Raw genomic sequence first — 16,391 nt, 5'->3', positions numbered from 1 at the left:
CTAGTTATCCGTTTCGTTTTTTTTCTTATTATTATATTCTAAATACTGGGATGTTTCAAATAATCCCAAGGCCAGCTTTTTCATATGCTCAAAACGTTGGGGTTCTTTCTTAGAAAGATCCTCATTGTAATTTTCCGCCCCGTACTTATAAAGGCCTTCCATACCGCCTTTATTATTATAGAAATATTCCCCCTGAACAAAACCGATGGGGTGGGGCTCGTTGGCCCAGCCATAAATGAGGGCTCCGCCCTCCAGCGCGTCATTACTTAACACGTCGCGCCCAATGGCGCGTGTAAAATACGGCCGGCCCAACATACCCATTACAATGGGGAAGATATCCACCTGGCTGGCTGTTTTTTCAATTACGCGGGGCTCTTTTACCACCGGCCCCGCCAAAATAAGCGGTACCTGGTGGTTAATCAGGTTATGGTCTACATATCCGCGCGGCATATTTTCAGATTGGGGAGCCGAAAGACCATGGTCCCCAAAAATCACAAACAGGGTATTGTCCCAATAATCGGATTTTTCAGCCAGTTTAAAGAATTCTTTTAAAGCATGGTCAGAAAAACGCAGGGAATTATACTCCTCTACGCTTACAAAGCTGCGTTTGTGGGCTTTGTCCGCGCCAATGTTTTGGAATTCAAAACCGGCGTTATCCTCCGGTATGGTATACGGGCGGTGATACCCGGCCGTTTGAATAATGGCGAAAAACGGTTTTTTGGTTTCTTTTTGCTCCTGTTCCAAAATGCGGTTGGCTTCACGGAACAAATCCAAATCAGAAATGCCCCACACGTCGTTGCGGTGTTCGTTTTCAAATTTGCCTTCTTCATACATATGCACGTTGGAAATATTGTGTTCCAAAATGCCGCGTATGTTACCCCAGCTGGAGCTTCCCCCTATAAAATAATATTTTTCATAATCTTTTAAAGAGTTAATCACTACATGCTGGTCCACAATCAGCGGGTTGCGGGAACTGGTTTTGTAAGAGGTGACGTCCGGTATCCCGGTTACCGTGGCAAACACGGCGCGCGCCGTGGCGGAAGTGGGTGTAAAGAAATGGTTAAACAAAATGCCTTTATCCGCCAGTTCCTTTACAAACGGGGTGGGGTCAATATCCGGGTTGGTCATGGAAGTTTTATTCCAAGCCAAAGACTCCATAAAAATCACCACCACATTATAGTCTTTCTGGTCTTCTTGGGGTTTGCCTTCAAACGTACGGGTAAAGTTTAGGTTCTCTTTATCCGGGTTTTGCACGCCTAAAAAGCGGGAGACTTCATCATAATACTCAGCCGTTTTCTCTTCATCAAAAGAAACATTTTTGGCAAAACGGGCCGTATCAAACAAATTCAACCCCGGGTTAAGCGTTAAATTGCAAATAAAATTGTTGGTGGAGTGATAGGCGTTGCTCCAGCGAAGCGGATACTGGCTGATTTGCCCAAACATAAGCCCCCCCGTAACCAACAAGCCGGCAAAAAACCAGCCCAGCTTGCCTTTCCAGCGGTATTTATCGTCACGAGAAAACGCGTATTTGCACAGTTTTACCACAAACCAATAAACTAGGGCCGCCCATACCAACACGCCCAAAACGCCCCATAGCACGGGATACGTTTCCCACGCCATTTGTAAAGAAATAAGCGGGTTTTCCGCATATTTAAAAATAGAGGAATTAATACGCATGGAAATATAGGCGTAGTGCGCAAAATCGGCAAAATACACCAACAGCACCGCGCTTTCCAGCAGGCCATAAAAAACGCCCACTCCTTTTTTTATCCAGCGGGCTCCCTTCCAAAACGCGCAAACGGTTAAATACAGACCCAAGGGAATAGCCAACGCGCAGGCAAAACGGGCGTCAAACTTGGCTCCCAAATAAAAAGTTTTCCATAATTCATGATACGCTTCCGGCACCAAGGCGGAGCGGAATACAAACAAAAAAATCCCGCGAAATGCGGTAAACAGCAACCAGTTGGCCAGAATAAAAGAAGCGTAAGCTTTTATCCAGCGCGGTACGGCCAATTTTTTCATGATTCCTCCAAAAGTAATAATTACTTATATGATACCAAAATCAACCGTCCGGCGCACCGCCGGCTTTTGAATAAAACACCCTGTTGCCCGGCGCTGTCGGGTTGCGCTTGGGAAACGTGCCCGGCCGGTTCAAAAGTGGTATCATAAATATATGATTATTGATGATGAAAAACTGCAACGAACCTTGGAACGCGCCAAATCGCACACAGATTCCGAGGTGACGGGAATTTTAAACAAAGCCAAAGAATTAAAAGGCATATCCTTGGAAGAAGCCGCCGTGCTTTTAAACGTAACGGACCCGGCCCTTCTTAATAAAGTTTTTGAAGCGGCCAAATACGTAAAAGAAGCCATTTACGGCAACCGCATTGTATTATTTGCCCCTTTATATATATCCAATATCTGCACCAATGAATGCGTGTACTGCGCGTTCCGCCGTTCCAACACCACGCTTAAACGCCACGCCAGCACGATGGACGAAATCCACCAAGAAGTAACCGCCCTCTTACAGCAGGGGCATAAGCGCATTCTGATGGTAGCGGGCGAAGCCTACCCCGGCGGCGGGCTGCAATACGTGTATGACAGCATAAAAGCCATTTATGAAACCCGCTGGAACGGGCAAAACATCCGCCGCGTAAACGTAAACATCGCGCCGTTGACCGAGCCGGAATTTGAAGAACTTAAAAAATGCCATATCGGCACCTACCAGCTGTTTCAGGAAACGTATCATAAAGAAACTTACCAAAAGCTGCACCTGGCCGGAGCCAAAAAAGACTACCAATTCCGCTTGGACGCCATGGACCGCGCCCTAAAAGCCGGTATTAACGATGTAGGCATCGGCCCGCTGCTTGGATTATACGACCATAAATACGAAATCTTAGCCACGCTGGAACATTCCAATTACTTGGACAAGACCTACGGCGTAGGGCCGCACACTATATCCATACCGCGCATAGAACCGGCGGAAGGGTCTGATTTCAGCCAGCACCCCAATGACCCGATGACAGACGAAGAATTTAAAAAATGCGTAGCGGTGCTGCGTTTGGCGGTGCCGTATACCGGCATTATTTTAAGCACGCGCGAATCCCCCCAAACCCGCAATGAATGCTTGGAGCTGGGCGTATCGCAAATATCGGCGGCTTCACGCGTCAACCCGGGCGGTTATTCATATGACAAAGAAAACGGAAGCCAATTTACCCTTACTGACGGGCGCACCACGGACCAGGTAATAGAAGCCATTGTGGACGCCAAACACATGCCTTCTTTCTGCACGGGGTGTTACCGTTTGGGCCGCGTAGGCAAAGACTTTATGGACATGGCTAAACCGGGGCTGATAAAAACCCACTGCCTGCCCAACGCCATGTTTACGTTTGCGGAATATTTATATGACTTCGCCCCGGAAGGGCTCAAACAAAAGGGCTTGGCGCTGATTGCCAGCACTACGCAGGAAAACTTCCCGGAAGGAACGCCTATCCGCAAGATGATAGAGGAAAACCTGCAAAAAATAAAAGAAGGAAAACGGGATTTATACTTCTAATCTTCCAAAGCCCCGCTGTTAAGCGGGGCTTTTTTATCTTTTCCGCAACAAACCCATTTGCCAATAGAACACTTTCCGGCTTACACCCCTATGGCGAGGTATATATAAAAATTCCGGCCCCGCTTGAAACGGGGCCGGAATATCTGACGCAAAATAGCTGTTAGCAGGCTTTATCCTGCAACCCGGTCATGGTTAAAAACTCCGCGCATTCCGTTCCGGTACAGTTCCAACATACTCTATACGGGTCAAAATTAGCCGTAATAGATACGGTAAGACCCGGGAAATATTTGGAATTGGTCGCAATGGCGGAGCAATTTTTCCCGTTTTGGACAGGCAAAGAATAATGCCAGCGTCCGTCCCCGTTATCGGCGGCCATGTTTTCGTCTGGAATGCGGATATCCAGCTTATTTAAATTATCGGCACATCTTTTAAATGTGGTTAAATACACTTGCTGGGAATCGGAAATAGATTTAAGCAACATAAGCACTTCCGCCGTGCGGGATTTCTTAACGGAACGCTCATACTGGGGCAACGCTACCGACGCCAATACGCCGATAATCAACACTACTACCATTAACTCAATCAACGTAAAACCTTTTTTCATAATCTCTCCTGTAAAAGGGCTTTCCCTCTTGTATTAAAGTATATCAAAAATACCGTTAAAACGGCTTACGGCTCCGAAATACCGCCGTTACCCTATCAAAAATGCCGTTGCAATAGGCAAGCGTCATCCCGTAGTTAGTTAAGGCAACGCCGGCGTGCCGCAAAACGTCCAAGCGGCGCAAGATTTGGTTGCGCGTTACCATACAGCCGCCGCATTGTATAGCCAGCTTATACTTGGCCGCGTCATGCGGAATAGGGTCCAAATTTACCAAAACGTCAAACTCTAACCGCTTGCCCGTGTATTTGCGCATTAACGCGGGGATTTTAGTCCTGCCGATATCATCACAGGTGTTTACGCTGTGGGAGCAGGACTCCATAATTAATATTTTATCGCCGTCGTTTAAATTGTCAATAGTCCGGGTGCCTTTTAAAAAGGCGTCAAAATCCCCTTTCATGCGTGAAAATAAAATACTAAAACTGGTAAGGGGAATTTCTTTAGGAACCACCGAACTGACATAGGCAAACGCCTGGGAGTCCGTAACCACTAAATGCGGGGTGTGGGTTTGAAGCCAAGAACGGAGTTCCCTGTCCTTTAGACATATAGCCACCGCGCCGATGTCCAGCAAATTGCGTATTGTCTGCACCTGGGGCAGAATCAGCCTTCCTTCCGGGGCGGAAGAATCCACCGGCATCACCAATACCACCTGTTGGCCGGGGGCTACAATATCGTCCAGAAGCACATCCGTTGAATAAGCGCTTTTGGGCAAATGGGTTTTAATGGCTTGCAATAAACGGGATAAATTGGGCTCTTTACAGGAAAAATCCACAATATCGGCCCCTTTTATTTCCACATTTAAAGGCTGCAAATCGCTTTTGTTGTGTACAAAAAAGAAAGGTATTTTCTGCGCCACGCAGGTTTCCATGAGGGTTTGGTCATACTCATCAAATTTTTCCGCAAAAACCAAAACGGCCAAATCCACTTGGGATAAAGCCTCGTTGGTTCTTTGCACGCGCTGGGAGCCTAAGGCGGAGTGGTCATCCAATCCGGCGGTATCCACAATCGTCACCGGGCCTACGCCCACAATCTCAATTACTTTCTTTACCGGGTCGGTGGTGGTGCCGGGGTGTTCAGCCACCACGGATACCTGCTGGCCCGTCAGCGCGTTAATCAATGAGCTTTTGCCCACGTTCATTTTTCCAAAAATACCTATATGAGGTCTGTTTACTTTTACCATATTTAAAATTATATATAAAAATGTTTATTTTAAAATAGGTCTAGGTCCTTTTTACCAGGCATTTTAGGACCAATGACCCTTTTTATATTAATCACCGTATTTTAGAATACTATAATAATACGCCGGTTATTTGCCATACGGAAGATGTTTAGATGCGTTTTCTTTGTGTTTATCTTTGTATGTTTTTATGTTGCGGGGCGTTTAACGCGCCCGCCTGGGCCCAAAAAGCCAACATAAAAAAAACCGTGAAAAAAGCGTTGGAGGTTACCAAGCAATCGGGTTCCTCCGCCTCTAACGCCGCCCTGCGGCACGCATGGAGCTCCTCCTCCGTAAAAGCAGCCTCCCAAGCAGAGCGAATCTTAAACCCCCTCATGTTAAAATCAAACCAAGCCCAGCTGCACAAACTGCTGACAGATTCTTTCTTCCATATGTACAATGAAGAACAGGGCCTGCTGGCATCTATTACGAATATTTGGTCTGAATTGTTGTCGGATTATTATTTATCTTTTTTTGGCCCCAGGCAGATAAATCCCATATCTCCAGCGGAAGCACGTCAAAATTTATTACAAAAAGAAGCCCTTTTAAACCAATCTCTGCAAAAATGGCGTAAATTAAAACCCGCTTTATTAAACAAGGTTTCACAGCAGCAATGTACAGACCTGGCCAAAGAGCATACCGCCACGCGTTTCTTTTTTGAGAATTTCCCCAGGCTGGACCCTTTTGCAAGAGAAATTGCCTTATACATCAGCGGGGAAAAAGACCTGATGCACATTATAGCTGCCGGCCAGCCGGAGGTGGAATACGTTTACCGCCGTTTGATGGCGTTTGCCCATAAAAAAGAGCCGTTTCCTTTTCTTAGCAAAGAAGTGTACAGAATATTGGAATTACCTCAATATTCCATGGAAGAGTTAACTCTTTTAGCCGTTGATTTAAACTCCCCGGGGTGTGACCAGCTGCGCGAATGGGGCTGGGATGACGCCGCAATCCGTGAAATAATCCAACTGTATCAATCAGATTACTGGGCCGAGGCGTATCAGACGGATTATGTTTTAAATTTTGTTCAACTCCAGCATGATTTAATTTCCAACTGGCGGGCATATTGGAACAGTCAGCGTAACCAAGATTTAGAGGCCACCCGTCAGTTGCTAAACGGTTTAAACGCTTCCCGCTGAAATTACTTCCGCGCCGGATGGGGCTGAATTTTGATTTTTCAAATAAAGGGGCAAAGGCAGGTTGCTGGCAGGTCCTACCCCCATAATAGGTCTTATGGCCCTTTTATAACGGAAGTTAATATTTTAAAATAAAATATAAATCTGACGTAAAAATGCCATACCTTAATTTAATATTTAAGGACTTATTCATGATACATTCTCGCTATGTTTATCTTTTATTTTTGGCGGGTTGTTTATTAACAACCCCGGTTTTCGCCCAAAAAGCAAACATCACCAAAGCGGCGAAAACAGCCGCAGAAAAATCTGCCAAACGGAAGGTTGAAAATGCGTTGCAAGCCACCGTGCGCAACCAGTGGAAAACGCAGGCTTTGCAAGAAGCCAAACAAACGGACCGCCTTTTTAGCCAAGTCATTTTGAAGGCAAACCAAGCGCAGCTGGCCCAGCTGGTGGATATAGCCTCTTTCCGCATGTATAATGACGAGCAAGGCATTATTTCCACTATCACGGATATGTGGTCTGAATTATTAACAGATTTGCATATTTCGTATTTCGGCCCCCGTGAAGTAGAACCCGTATCGCCTATAGAGGTTCGGAAAAATCTACTGCAGAGCGAAGCCCGTTTAAACCACGCCTTAAAAAAAGTGCGTGAATTAAAACCCGTTTTATTAAAAACGGCGGTACCGGCTCAATATACACAAATGGCCACCCCCCATACCGCCACAAGTTTCTTTTTTGAAACTTCCCCCAAATTAGACAACTATAGCAAAGAAATAGCGCTTTATATTTCCGGACATAAAGACGCTGTACACATGATGGCAAACGGCCAAGCGGAGATTGAAGCCCTGTACCGCAAAATGCTGGCCTTTGCCCATGGGAAGGGCGCTTTCCCCTTCCGCCTAAGCGAAGCATACCGCATACTTGCTTTACATGAATACCCGGCAGAAGACTTATTGCTTTTGCAAAAAAATTTAAATTCGTTAGAGTGTGACCAACTGCGCGGCTGGGGCTGGAGCGACCGTGAAATCCGCCGCGTCATAACGCTTTACCGCTCTGAAAACTGGGCCAAAGTGTACGGGAGCGAATACTTCTGGGATATCATCAAGCAACAGCATGATTTTATTTCCAGCTGGCGGCAATATTGGCTACAAATGATTCCTAAAGATTTAGAAAACACCCAACAACTCATAAATACGCTAAAACCTGCCCGCTAAATAACCTTTGGTCTAACCGGGCGCTTTTAACACATTGAACATCAAAAATCTATTTTGTAATATTAGTAAATCTATTTATAAGGAGATTGTAAAAATGTATTTAAACCGCCTTTTTCTTTTGTTTCTGTTTGGCTGTGTAGTAGCTACCCCTGCTTTTTCCCAAAAACCAAAACCCTCCAAAATCATAAAAACCGCGCTGGAAAAATCCGCTGCAAAGAACGCACCAAAAACCGCGCAAGGCATAATTAAGTCAAACATTTCGCATAAGAAGTTTCCAAATAAAAAAATCTCTTTAGACCCCACTGTGCTTAAGTTGCTAACCATTCAGACAAAAAACGCCGCTACTGCCCATTACAAAGACGTTATGCTTTTCCGTCTGTATGATAAAGAATACGGCATTGTTCCCGCCGTTAATGACTTTATGCATGAACTAATAAAAAATACGGAAATTGTACAACATGGCCCTATTTCTTCTTCCCAGCCTAATCTATCAAGCAAGGCACCGCAGGAGGCGTTTGCCCCAATAGACGTACGCAACCGTTTGTTGCAAGCAGAGCAGCGCTTTCAAAAGGCTGAAAAAAACTGGAAAGCGGTAAAAAATAAAAATTTCAATATCAGTTTCTTTACCTTGCACTATAATGAATATGATTGCAAGTGGTGGATAGAACCCTACCTTTTAGGTGAAAAAGACATTATTCAAGTCATAACATTTGAATACCAAGACATAAGAGATTTGTACAACAAGATGCTGGCTTGGGCTCACGGCGAAGAGAAATTTCCTTTTTCTTTTGAAACCGTTTCTCAAATACTGGGATTAAACTCCTATTCGAACGCAGAATACGACGCCTTGTACAAGGCCTTAAACTCTTCAGGCTGTAATATATTACGCAATTGGGGCTGGACGGACGCCGACATCCGCCAATTTATTAAAGTCCATCAAGAGGCCGGCCAAATTGATGGGACCGAGTTATATGCTTCAAGAGACATAAGCGGCCTTTTAGAGTTTGCCTATCACAACATGCACTTACATCAATACACGCCCAGTGAGCTGGAACACCTATACAAAACCTTCAATTCTATGGAGTTGCTGGGATGGCGTTCCAAAGCCTGGCCGGATAATACGCTGCGTTCTATTATCAAGTTCTATCAGAACTTTTCCGCCTTAGGCTGTCCCAGCGACTACCAGCTAAGAGAAAGACTTGGACACCTAAGATATTACTCTACAATTTGGTTCAAGTTTTGGAATTTAAATATCCAAAAAAACCAAAAAGAGGTCCTCCGGGTGCGTCAGCAACTACAAGAAAACCCATAACTTTCCGGCCCCGCCCTTTAGCGCGGGGCCTTTTTATGCTTTCCAATAAGGTATAATAGAGATAAGACGTATATTCCCATTATTTAAGGAATGAATATGAACGATTTTAACGCTTATCTAAAAGAACGCGCCAAATTGGTGGAAAAGAACTTAACCAAATACATTGGTAAAATCAAAAATTCCCCAAAAATTTTAACCGATTCCATGGCCTATTCTCTGCAAGCGGGCGGCAAACGCGTGCGCCCCATTTTGCTTATGGCCACGGCGGAAGCCTTTGGCAAAAAATCCGCCGACGTTATGCCCGCCGCCTGCGCGGTGGAAATGCTGCACACCTATTCCTTAATTCACGACGATTTACCCTGCATGGATAATGACGCGCTCCGCCGCGGCAAACCCACCAACCACAAAGTGTTTGGGGACGACCTGGCCCTGCTGGCCGGGGACGCTTTGCTTACTTACGTGTTTGAAGTATTTGCCCAAAACGGAAAAGTAAAATCCATCGGGGCGGAAAACACCTTAAACGCCCTTTTGCACTTTGCCAACTGCGCCGGCGCTTCCGGCATGGTAGGCGGCCAAACGGCCGATGTATACGCCGAAGGCATGGGCGCGGCGGACGCTTCCAGCACCCGGGCGGAAAAATTAAAAAAAGTTTCCAAACCGCTGGCGGACAAAACCCTGCATTATTTTATGCTCCCCTCCACGGTAAAAGAAACCACCCCGGAAACCATTTTAAATTACATCCACGCCAATAAAACCGGGGCTTTAATCCGCGGCAGTGTGGAAAGCGGCGCCCTTTTGGCTGGGGTTAAAGGGAAAGATTTGACCTTGATTAAAAAATACGCCAACTGCATCGGGCTCGTGTTTCAAATTGTGGACGATATTTTAGACGTTACCTCCACCGCCCAGCAGTTAGGTAAATCCAACAGTGACAAAGAAAACGGCAAACTCACTTTCGTCAGTCTATACGGCTTAGAAGGCAGCCGCAAACACGCCCAACTGCTGATTGCCAACGCGCAAAAAGCCTTAGACGGGCTAAAAACCGCCAAAAAGAAAAACCTGTGGCCTTTGTATGAAATGGCCGAGTTTTTCAAAACCCGCACTTATTAATAAAAGGAGGCTGCCATGAAAGTGCTTCCCAGCATTCACAGCCCTAAAGATTTACGGCTTATTAAAAAAGAACACCTGCCCACTTTATGCCAAGAACTCAGGGATACCATTATCTCTACCATCAGCAAAAACGGCGGGCACTTGGGCTCCAGCTTGGGCGCGGTGGAAATTATCACCGCCCTGCATTACGTATTTAACACGCCGGAAGATAAAATCATTTTTGATACCGGGCACCAAGCCTACGCCCACAAACTACTTACCGGGCGGCAGAAAGAATTTGAACACATCCGCCAAAAAGGCGGCATAAGCGGGTTTCCCAAACGTTACGAAAGCCCTTACGACGCTTTTGGCGCGGGGCATGCTTCCACCGCGCTTTCCGCCGCATTGGGTATGGCTATCGCGCGCGACCAGAAGAAAGAAAACTCCAAAGTAATCGCCGTTGTGGGGGACGGCTGCCTTACCGGCGGCATGGCTTATGAAGCCCTCCAAAACGCGGGCCTGTTAGCCAGCGATATGCTGATTATTTTAAACGATAACCAAATGTTTATCTCTCAGCGGGTGGGGGCGCTGGGCAAATTTTTAACCAAACTGCTCACCAAGCAATACGTGCAAATGGCCGAAGAACGCGCCGCCAAATTTTTAAAACGTTTTGACGAGCTGGGCAACAACGCCGCCAAACTGGCTAAAAGGGCCCGCTCCATTCTGTTCCCCGGCACCATTTTTGAGGAAATGGGCCTGCGCTATTTCGGCCCCGTAAACGGCAATAATATAGACGAAATGATAGAAGTGCTGGAAAGCGTAAAAGACGTAAAAGGCCCCGTTATTTTGCACGCCGTCACCAAAAAAGGCAAAGGCTATAAACCCGCCGAAGAAAAACCCACCAAATTCCACGGCATTGGCATTTTTGACGTGGAAACCGGCGATACGATCGGCAAAGCCAACGGCATTACATTTACCCAGGCGTTTTCCAACACATTGGTAAAACTGGCCGAAAAAGACGACCGCATCAACGCCATTACCGCGGCCATGCCGGAAGGCACGGGGTTGGACGCTTTCCGTGATAAATTTCCTTCCCGTTATTTTGACGTAGGCATAGCCGAAGAACACGCCGCCACCTTTGCCGCCGGTATGGCCGCTTGCGGGCTAAAGCCGGTATACGCGCTTTATTCTTCTTTCGCGCAGCGCTGCTATGACCAAATTGTACACGACGTGGCCCTGCAAAAACTGCCCGTGGTTTTCGCGCTGGACCGCGCCGGCATTGTAGGGGAGGACGGGCCCACCCACCACGGCGCGTTTGATTTAAGTTTTCTGCGCACGGTGCCGGATTTAATTATTTCCGCCCCGGCAGATGAAAATGAACTCCAGCACCTGCTTAAAACCGGGCTGGACGCCAACCTGCCGTTTGTGCTTCGCTATCCGCGCGGAGCAGGATTCGGCGTGGAAATGGACGCCAAACCCAAACGCCTGGAAATTGGCAAAGGGGTATGGCTCAAACAAGGCAAAGATTTAACCATAGCCGCTATTGGCAACCGGGTGCACCCCGCCTTAAAAGCCGCCCAGCTGCTGGAAGAAAAAGGCCTGCACTGCGGGGTAATCAATATGCGCTTTGTAAAACCGCTGGACAGCGCCCTATTAGACGAAGCTTTAAAAATATCCCCCCGCCTGGTAACGGTGGAGGACAACAGCTTGGTGGGCGGATTTGGTTCCGCCGTGGCGGAATATACCGCCGACAAACAAGCCGCCTGCAAACTATTGCGTTTAGGCATACCGGACGAATTTGTGGAACACGCCAAATCTGCCCAGCTTTATGAGCAGCTTGGCATTAACGCAGAAAAAATCGCCGCACATATTCTAGAATGGAAGAAATAAGCGAGGGTTCTTTATGAGCACACAAGATATAGAACATGAACATTCTTATATTAAAGCATATGAAGATATTCAGCTTTTAAAACAAGACGTCATGCGCCCGGTGCGCATGCAGCTGGAAGTGCTGAAACCGGAATTATATCTCCAGCACCATAAAATTGAGGAAACCATCGTTTGCTTTGGCAGCGCCCGCGTGCGGGAAGAAAAAGAAGCACAAGCCAAAGTAAAAGCGGCCCAGGAAGCGCTGGATAAAAACCCACAAGACAAAAACCTGCAAAACCGTTTATATGAAGCACAGGGGCTGTTAAAACTTTCCAAATATTATGACGCGGCACGCAAGTTTGCCAATATCGTTATAGAAAAAGCCGGAAACCGTTTTGCCGTAGTAACCGGAGGCGGCCCGGGCCTTATGGAAGCGGCCAACCGCGGCGCCTTTGAAAAAAACGGTAAAAGCATCGGCTTTAACATCACCTTGCCCCACGAGCAAAAACCCAACCCGTATATCACCCAAGATTTGGCATTTCTCTTTCATTACTTCGCCATACGCAAACTGCATTTGGTGATGCGCTCCAAAGCGTTTGTGGTATTCCCGGGCGGGTTTGGAACGTTTGACGAACTGTTTGAAATTTTAACTTTGGTAAAAACAGGAAAGAAACAGGATATCCCGATAGTGCTGGTAGGCAAAGAATTTTGGAACACGGTGGTTAATATACCGGGCTTGGCCTCCTACGGCGTTATTTCCCCCGAGGAAGCCGAATCTTGCGACGTGGTGGATACCCCCGAAGAAGCCTGGCAAATCATCGCCAAGTTCTACAATATAAAATAACCCCGCGCTTTTCATTATGTTATTGCAAAGCCCTGCCAAAAGCAGGGCTTTTATATTTGCTTTCGTACACTTTTCTAATTAAAAAGGCTTTTCCCGGAGCTCCTTGGCTTGCGTAACCCTATTAAAAAAAAGCGTTTGCTTACAGACGGAGTTTTTATCTTTCCCCATGTCCCGAGATAGCGCATACTGACAAAAAAAGCCGCCGGCCTAATGACCGGCGGCTTTGTGTGTACTTAAATTATTTCTTTTTAGCAACTTTTTTGGCTGCCGGTTTTTTGGCGGCAGGTTTTTTTACAGCTGCTTTTTTGGCGCAGGCTTTTTTGGCACACGCTTTTTTAGCAGGTTTTTTAGCAGCCGCTTTTTTAACAGCGGCGGCTTTCACCGCGACCTTTTTTGCGCAGGCTTTTTTAGCGCAGGCTTTTTTGGCGCACGGTTTCTTTACGGCGGCTTTCTTTACGGCTACTTTTTTAGCCGGTTTTTTAGCAGCGGCTTTTTTTATGGTTTTTTTAACGGCCATTTTAATCTCCTAAGACAATTAGTTTTAACCTCATAAAAATAATAGCACAAATTATTTTAAAATGCAACAAAATCTCCGACGTAAAATAATTTTTTTAAAAAAAGCAAGCGCTTTTTTTACGCTTTTTTACCGTCAGAAGCTTGACTTTCCGTCGGAGATTTTCTAACAGGCCGAATTACCTGATACAAACCGCGCCTTCCGCACAAGGCAGAAAATAAAATTTCTTTTTGCGTATTTTTATACACGCCTATTATCATCAACGCGCACAAAACGGCAGTCCACGGGTGTGTAACAGTAACGCTAAATCCACGCACAGCAGCCTGAACAATAGCAAATAATACACATAAACTGTACAGCCAGTTAAACCAGTAAAATAATTTTAAAATACTTTCTTCGGTCTTTAACCTCAGCCCCCTTACCAGCAACGGCAAAACGGCTGTTTTGCCTAAGGCAAACATTCCCCCCAACAAGGCTCCTAACCAATAGTCCCCGTTAAAAATTTGCCCCGCTCCTGGAGCCACCATGCTTAAAAACAGCGCAATTATTCCATTCATTTCTTTTCATCCTCCAACAAAGCCCGCGCACTTGCCACTTTAGACTTTTCCGGCGCGTTCAAGCCTGACTTTTGCTTAAGCACCCCCGCAAAAGAAGAAAATATTTTTTCATCTCCAGCCTTTAACTCCAATTCAATTTCTTTTAATTCTTTCCGGCGGCCGCAGGCGGACAGGATGCAATCGTCAAACGCCAGTTCATAAACGGCATTCATGTCTGTTAAATTGTATATCCGGCGGTGATTGGTGATGGTAAAAATAATCTCCAACTTTTCTACGGGAAACCCCAGCCAAAAACCTTTTCCTTGCAACATTTTAAGCGCTTGGGTTATATTGGCCGCGGCGGGCAGCGGGAGCGTTTCCTCTTTTCTAACCGCCTTACCATCCACCATTTTGGTTTGGGATTTGGCCGTCGCTTCAAAACGTCCGTTGGCGCAACGCAGGCGCAAAGCGGTGTTATGCGCACTCCACACCCCTTGAGGGGTATCTAAATAAAAATCTTCGTTTAACACGGCAAGCGGCCCGTTTACCAGGCCGGGAAAATGCTCTCGGACAACCTGCAACATGCGGGAAAAATCTTCTTGTGTGCGGGCTTTCCATTTAAATTCACATTCAATAGGCATATTCTAAGTTTAGCAAATAAAGTATAATATATTTTTCAGGAGGAGTTATGGAAAAATTACGCCAACCCACGTCTTTAGAATGTTTTGCCTGCGGAAAAAACAATCCGTTTGGACTGCATTTGGAATGGTACAACAATTATGACCAAAACCAAGTGGAAGCTGAATTTACACTGGATGATAAATATTGTTCCTACCCCGGCACCATGCACGGCGGCATTATTGCCACTATATTAGACGAAACTTCCGGCCGGGCTATCTTATTAAATAATGATTTTAACCGCTTAATGGTAACCCTTAAAATGGAAGTGGTTTACAAACAAAATACCCCCACCAACACCAAATTAAAAGCGGTGGGACGCGTAATAAAAGACGGCGGCTCCCGCGCGCAGGTGGAAGGTGAAATTTTATTGCCGGACGGTTCCGTCTCCGCCAAATGCACCAGTATTTTGTTTAAAATCCCGCAAGCGGTAAAAGACAAATGGGGCCCGGAAGCCGAAGAATGGGCCCGCACCACCCCTAAAGTGGAAAACCAATAATACGCTTGTTAAAAGCTGTTGAGCGCAACCTTTTTTTATGCTAGAATAAATATAGGTTCTTATAACAACAGTTTTAGGATCGGTAGCTTAGCTGGTAGAGCACCTGCTTTACACGCAGGGGGTCAGGGGTTCGAGTCCCTTCCGGTCCACCATTTTAAAAGCCGCTTATTATTAAGCGGCTTTTTTGCATTCTGTATGATAAACATTTGATGCCTTGCTTCGGCAAGTAAACATAAGCTCCTATAGTTTTGAAGGGATAAGATGTAAACCCCCTGAAATAATTGCCAGTGCCCACTATGTTTTAGAAGCTTATAAAAACATTTACTGAAATTATTTTTAAAACTTTGCTTGAAGAGATAAATATTTTTATCTATACTGAAGATAATTAAAATTAATATCCACTTGATAGGAATTTCTATGTCTAAAATTCACCGATATGATTTAATTTTTAGCCTGGGGGAAGCCTGTTCCTGTTCGGAATTATTAAGGAAAAATGGGCTGCAAATAAAAGCATATCCTTTTGATTGGTTATTTGGTTCTGATTTTGTTGGAAGATGCAAAATCCTGGCCGAAAGATTAGCCTCTTTTATAGAAAAGAAAGATTTGGAATTTTCTTTTGAAGAAAGAAACATTCACTGCAAAGCCTATCATAATAAATTAACTGACCTTACTTTTAATCATGATTTTCATAAAGATATCCCCTTTGAAGAGATGTACCCCCAAGTGAAAGAAAAATATGAGCGGCGTATTACACGTTTGCTGAAAGAAATAGAAAATGCTCAAAAAATTTTAATTGTTTACCTTGAAACACCTATTACCAATCACGCTAAAATAGAGGAAAAAGACATTGTGGCGGGGTTTGCTTATATCCAGCAAGCTTACGCGGGGAAAGACATCCATTTAATGTATATACGTAATGAAAGAAATTCCGTTTTACAAGAGAAACAGTTAACCAAAGATATTAAGGTCATTTCCTGCGATTACAAAGCCGGCCCGCCGCAACTGGATTATGTGGTTTGTTTTTCTACACTAGATAAGATACTAAAAAGCTATCGTCTGAATTTACCATTAACAAAAAAACTAAAGATTAGCTGTCTAAGATTAACGGCCAGGTTGATTCCCAATAAACAAATGCGGAAAAATGTAAGAAAAAAATGGCATATTTATAGAAAATAGCCAAACTGGGAGTTTGGGCTCTATATAAAACAATACGAGGCAAAAACAGAAAAATAAAACTTGTCCGTAAAGCCAACTTTGTAGATAAGCTTTCAAATAT

At 45.3% G+C, this 16,391-nt stretch carries 15 protein-coding genes and 1 tRNA gene; 10 read left to right on the top strand and 6 right to left on the bottom strand.

The features are described 5' to 3' along the window. Complete coding sequence (locus ACQY33_RS04580) at positions 1-2,022, bottom strand: LTA synthase family protein (protein ID WP_428074389.1); 2,022 nt, start codon at positions 2,020-2,022, stop codon at positions 1-3. A gap of 151 nt (positions 2,023-2,173) precedes the next feature. On the opposite strand from ACQY33_RS04580, the gene hydG reads away from it, so the two are divergent. Further along, positions 2,174-3,556, top strand: a complete 1,383-nt coding sequence (hydG, locus tag ACQY33_RS04575) for a [FeFe] hydrogenase H-cluster radical SAM maturase HydG (protein ID WP_428074387.1) — start codon at positions 2,174-2,176, stop codon at positions 3,554-3,556. A gap of 160 nt (positions 3,557-3,716) precedes the next feature. Here hydG and ACQY33_RS04570 read toward each other — a convergent pair whose 3' ends face one another. Together ACQY33_RS04570 and hydF are read right to left on the bottom strand one after the other, a co-directional pair. Next, on the bottom strand, positions 3,717-4,160 hold the full coding sequence (locus ACQY33_RS04570; protein ID WP_428074385.1) for a type IV pilin protein: 444 nt from the start codon (positions 4,158-4,160) through the stop codon (positions 3,717-3,719). A 55-nt stretch (positions 4,161-4,215) separates the two neighbouring features. Continuing rightward, a complete protein-coding gene (gene hydF / locus ACQY33_RS04565; protein WP_428074383.1) occupies positions 4,216-5,394 on the bottom strand; it encodes a [FeFe] hydrogenase H-cluster maturation GTPase HydF in 1,179 nt (392 codons plus the stop codon). Positions 5,395-5,573: 179 nt separating this feature from the next. On the opposite strand from hydF, the gene ACQY33_RS04560 reads away from it, so the two are divergent. From ACQY33_RS04560 to ACQY33_RS04535, 6 genes are all read left to right on the top strand, one after another. Further along, entirely contained in the window at positions 5,574-6,566 is a 993-nt protein-coding gene (locus tag ACQY33_RS04560; protein WP_428074381.1) for a hypothetical protein, read from the top strand. A 188-nt stretch (positions 6,567-6,754) separates the two neighbouring features. Then, on the top strand, positions 6,755-7,777 hold the full coding sequence (locus ACQY33_RS04555) for a hypothetical protein (RefSeq protein ID WP_428074380.1): 1,023 nt from the start codon (positions 6,755-6,757) through the stop codon (positions 7,775-7,777). Between the two features lie 94 nt (positions 7,778-7,871). Beyond that, the gene (locus tag ACQY33_RS04550; RefSeq protein ID WP_428074378.1) at positions 7,872-9,089 is read left to right on the top strand and encodes a hypothetical protein; all 1,218 of its coding nucleotides are present in this window, start codon (positions 7,872-7,874) and stop codon (positions 9,087-9,089) included. A gap of 96 nt (positions 9,090-9,185) precedes the next feature. Then, positions 9,186-10,196, top strand: coding sequence for a polyprenyl synthetase family protein (locus ACQY33_RS04545; protein WP_428074376.1), 1,011 nt, complete (start codon positions 9,186-9,188; stop codon positions 10,194-10,196). Between the two features lie 15 nt (positions 10,197-10,211). Then, on the top strand, positions 10,212-12,065 hold the full coding sequence (dxs, locus tag ACQY33_RS04540; protein WP_428074374.1) for a 1-deoxy-D-xylulose-5-phosphate synthase: 1,854 nt from the start codon (positions 10,212-10,214) through the stop codon (positions 12,063-12,065). A 13-nt stretch (positions 12,066-12,078) separates the two neighbouring features. Then, complete coding sequence (locus ACQY33_RS04535; protein WP_428074372.1) at positions 12,079-12,888, top strand: TIGR00730 family Rossman fold protein; 810 nt, start codon at positions 12,079-12,081, stop codon at positions 12,886-12,888. A 238-nt stretch (positions 12,889-13,126) separates the two neighbouring features. Here ACQY33_RS04535 and ACQY33_RS04530 read toward each other — a convergent pair whose 3' ends face one another. The 3 genes from ACQY33_RS04530 to ACQY33_RS04520 form a co-directional block, all read right to left on the bottom strand. Continuing rightward, the gene (locus ACQY33_RS04530) at positions 13,127-13,405 is read right to left on the bottom strand and encodes a hypothetical protein (protein WP_428074370.1); all 279 of its coding nucleotides are present in this window, start codon (positions 13,403-13,405) and stop codon (positions 13,127-13,129) included. A 116-nt stretch (positions 13,406-13,521) separates the two neighbouring features. Continuing rightward, a complete protein-coding gene (locus ACQY33_RS04525) occupies positions 13,522-13,959 on the bottom strand; it encodes a hypothetical protein (protein WP_428074368.1) in 438 nt (145 codons plus the stop codon). Next, positions 13,956-14,579 carry a CYTH domain-containing protein gene (locus tag ACQY33_RS04520; protein ID WP_428074366.1) on the bottom strand — a complete coding sequence of 208 codons (624 nt, stop codon included), beginning with the start codon at positions 14,577-14,579 and terminating at the stop codon, positions 13,956-13,958. The genes ACQY33_RS04525 and ACQY33_RS04520 overlap by 4 nt, the downstream gene beginning before the upstream one ends. A 47-nt stretch (positions 14,580-14,626) precedes the next feature. On the opposite strand from ACQY33_RS04520, the gene ACQY33_RS04515 reads away from it, so the two are divergent. The 3 genes from ACQY33_RS04515 (at position 14,627) to ACQY33_RS04505 (ending at position 16,291) form a co-directional block, all read left to right on the top strand. Further along, on the top strand, positions 14,627-15,115 hold the full coding sequence (locus ACQY33_RS04515; protein WP_428074364.1) for a PaaI family thioesterase: 489 nt from the start codon (positions 14,627-14,629) through the stop codon (positions 15,113-15,115). A 76-nt stretch (positions 15,116-15,191) separates the two neighbouring features. Further along, positions 15,192-15,267, top strand: a tRNA-Val gene (locus ACQY33_RS04510). 265 nt (positions 15,268-15,532) lie between these two features. Next, a complete protein-coding gene (locus tag ACQY33_RS04505) occupies positions 15,533-16,291 on the top strand; it encodes a DUF1796 family putative cysteine peptidase (RefSeq protein WP_428074362.1) in 759 nt (252 codons plus the stop codon). The last annotated feature ends 100 nt before the right edge of the window (positions 16,292-16,391 follow it).

It is taken from the genome of Candidatus Avelusimicrobium aviculae (genome assembly GCF_949292495.1).
Lineage (GTDB): Bacteria > Elusimicrobiota > Elusimicrobia > Elusimicrobiales > Elusimicrobiaceae > Avelusimicrobium > Avelusimicrobium aviculae.
This window is presented reverse-complemented; position numbering and strand designations above follow the sequence as displayed.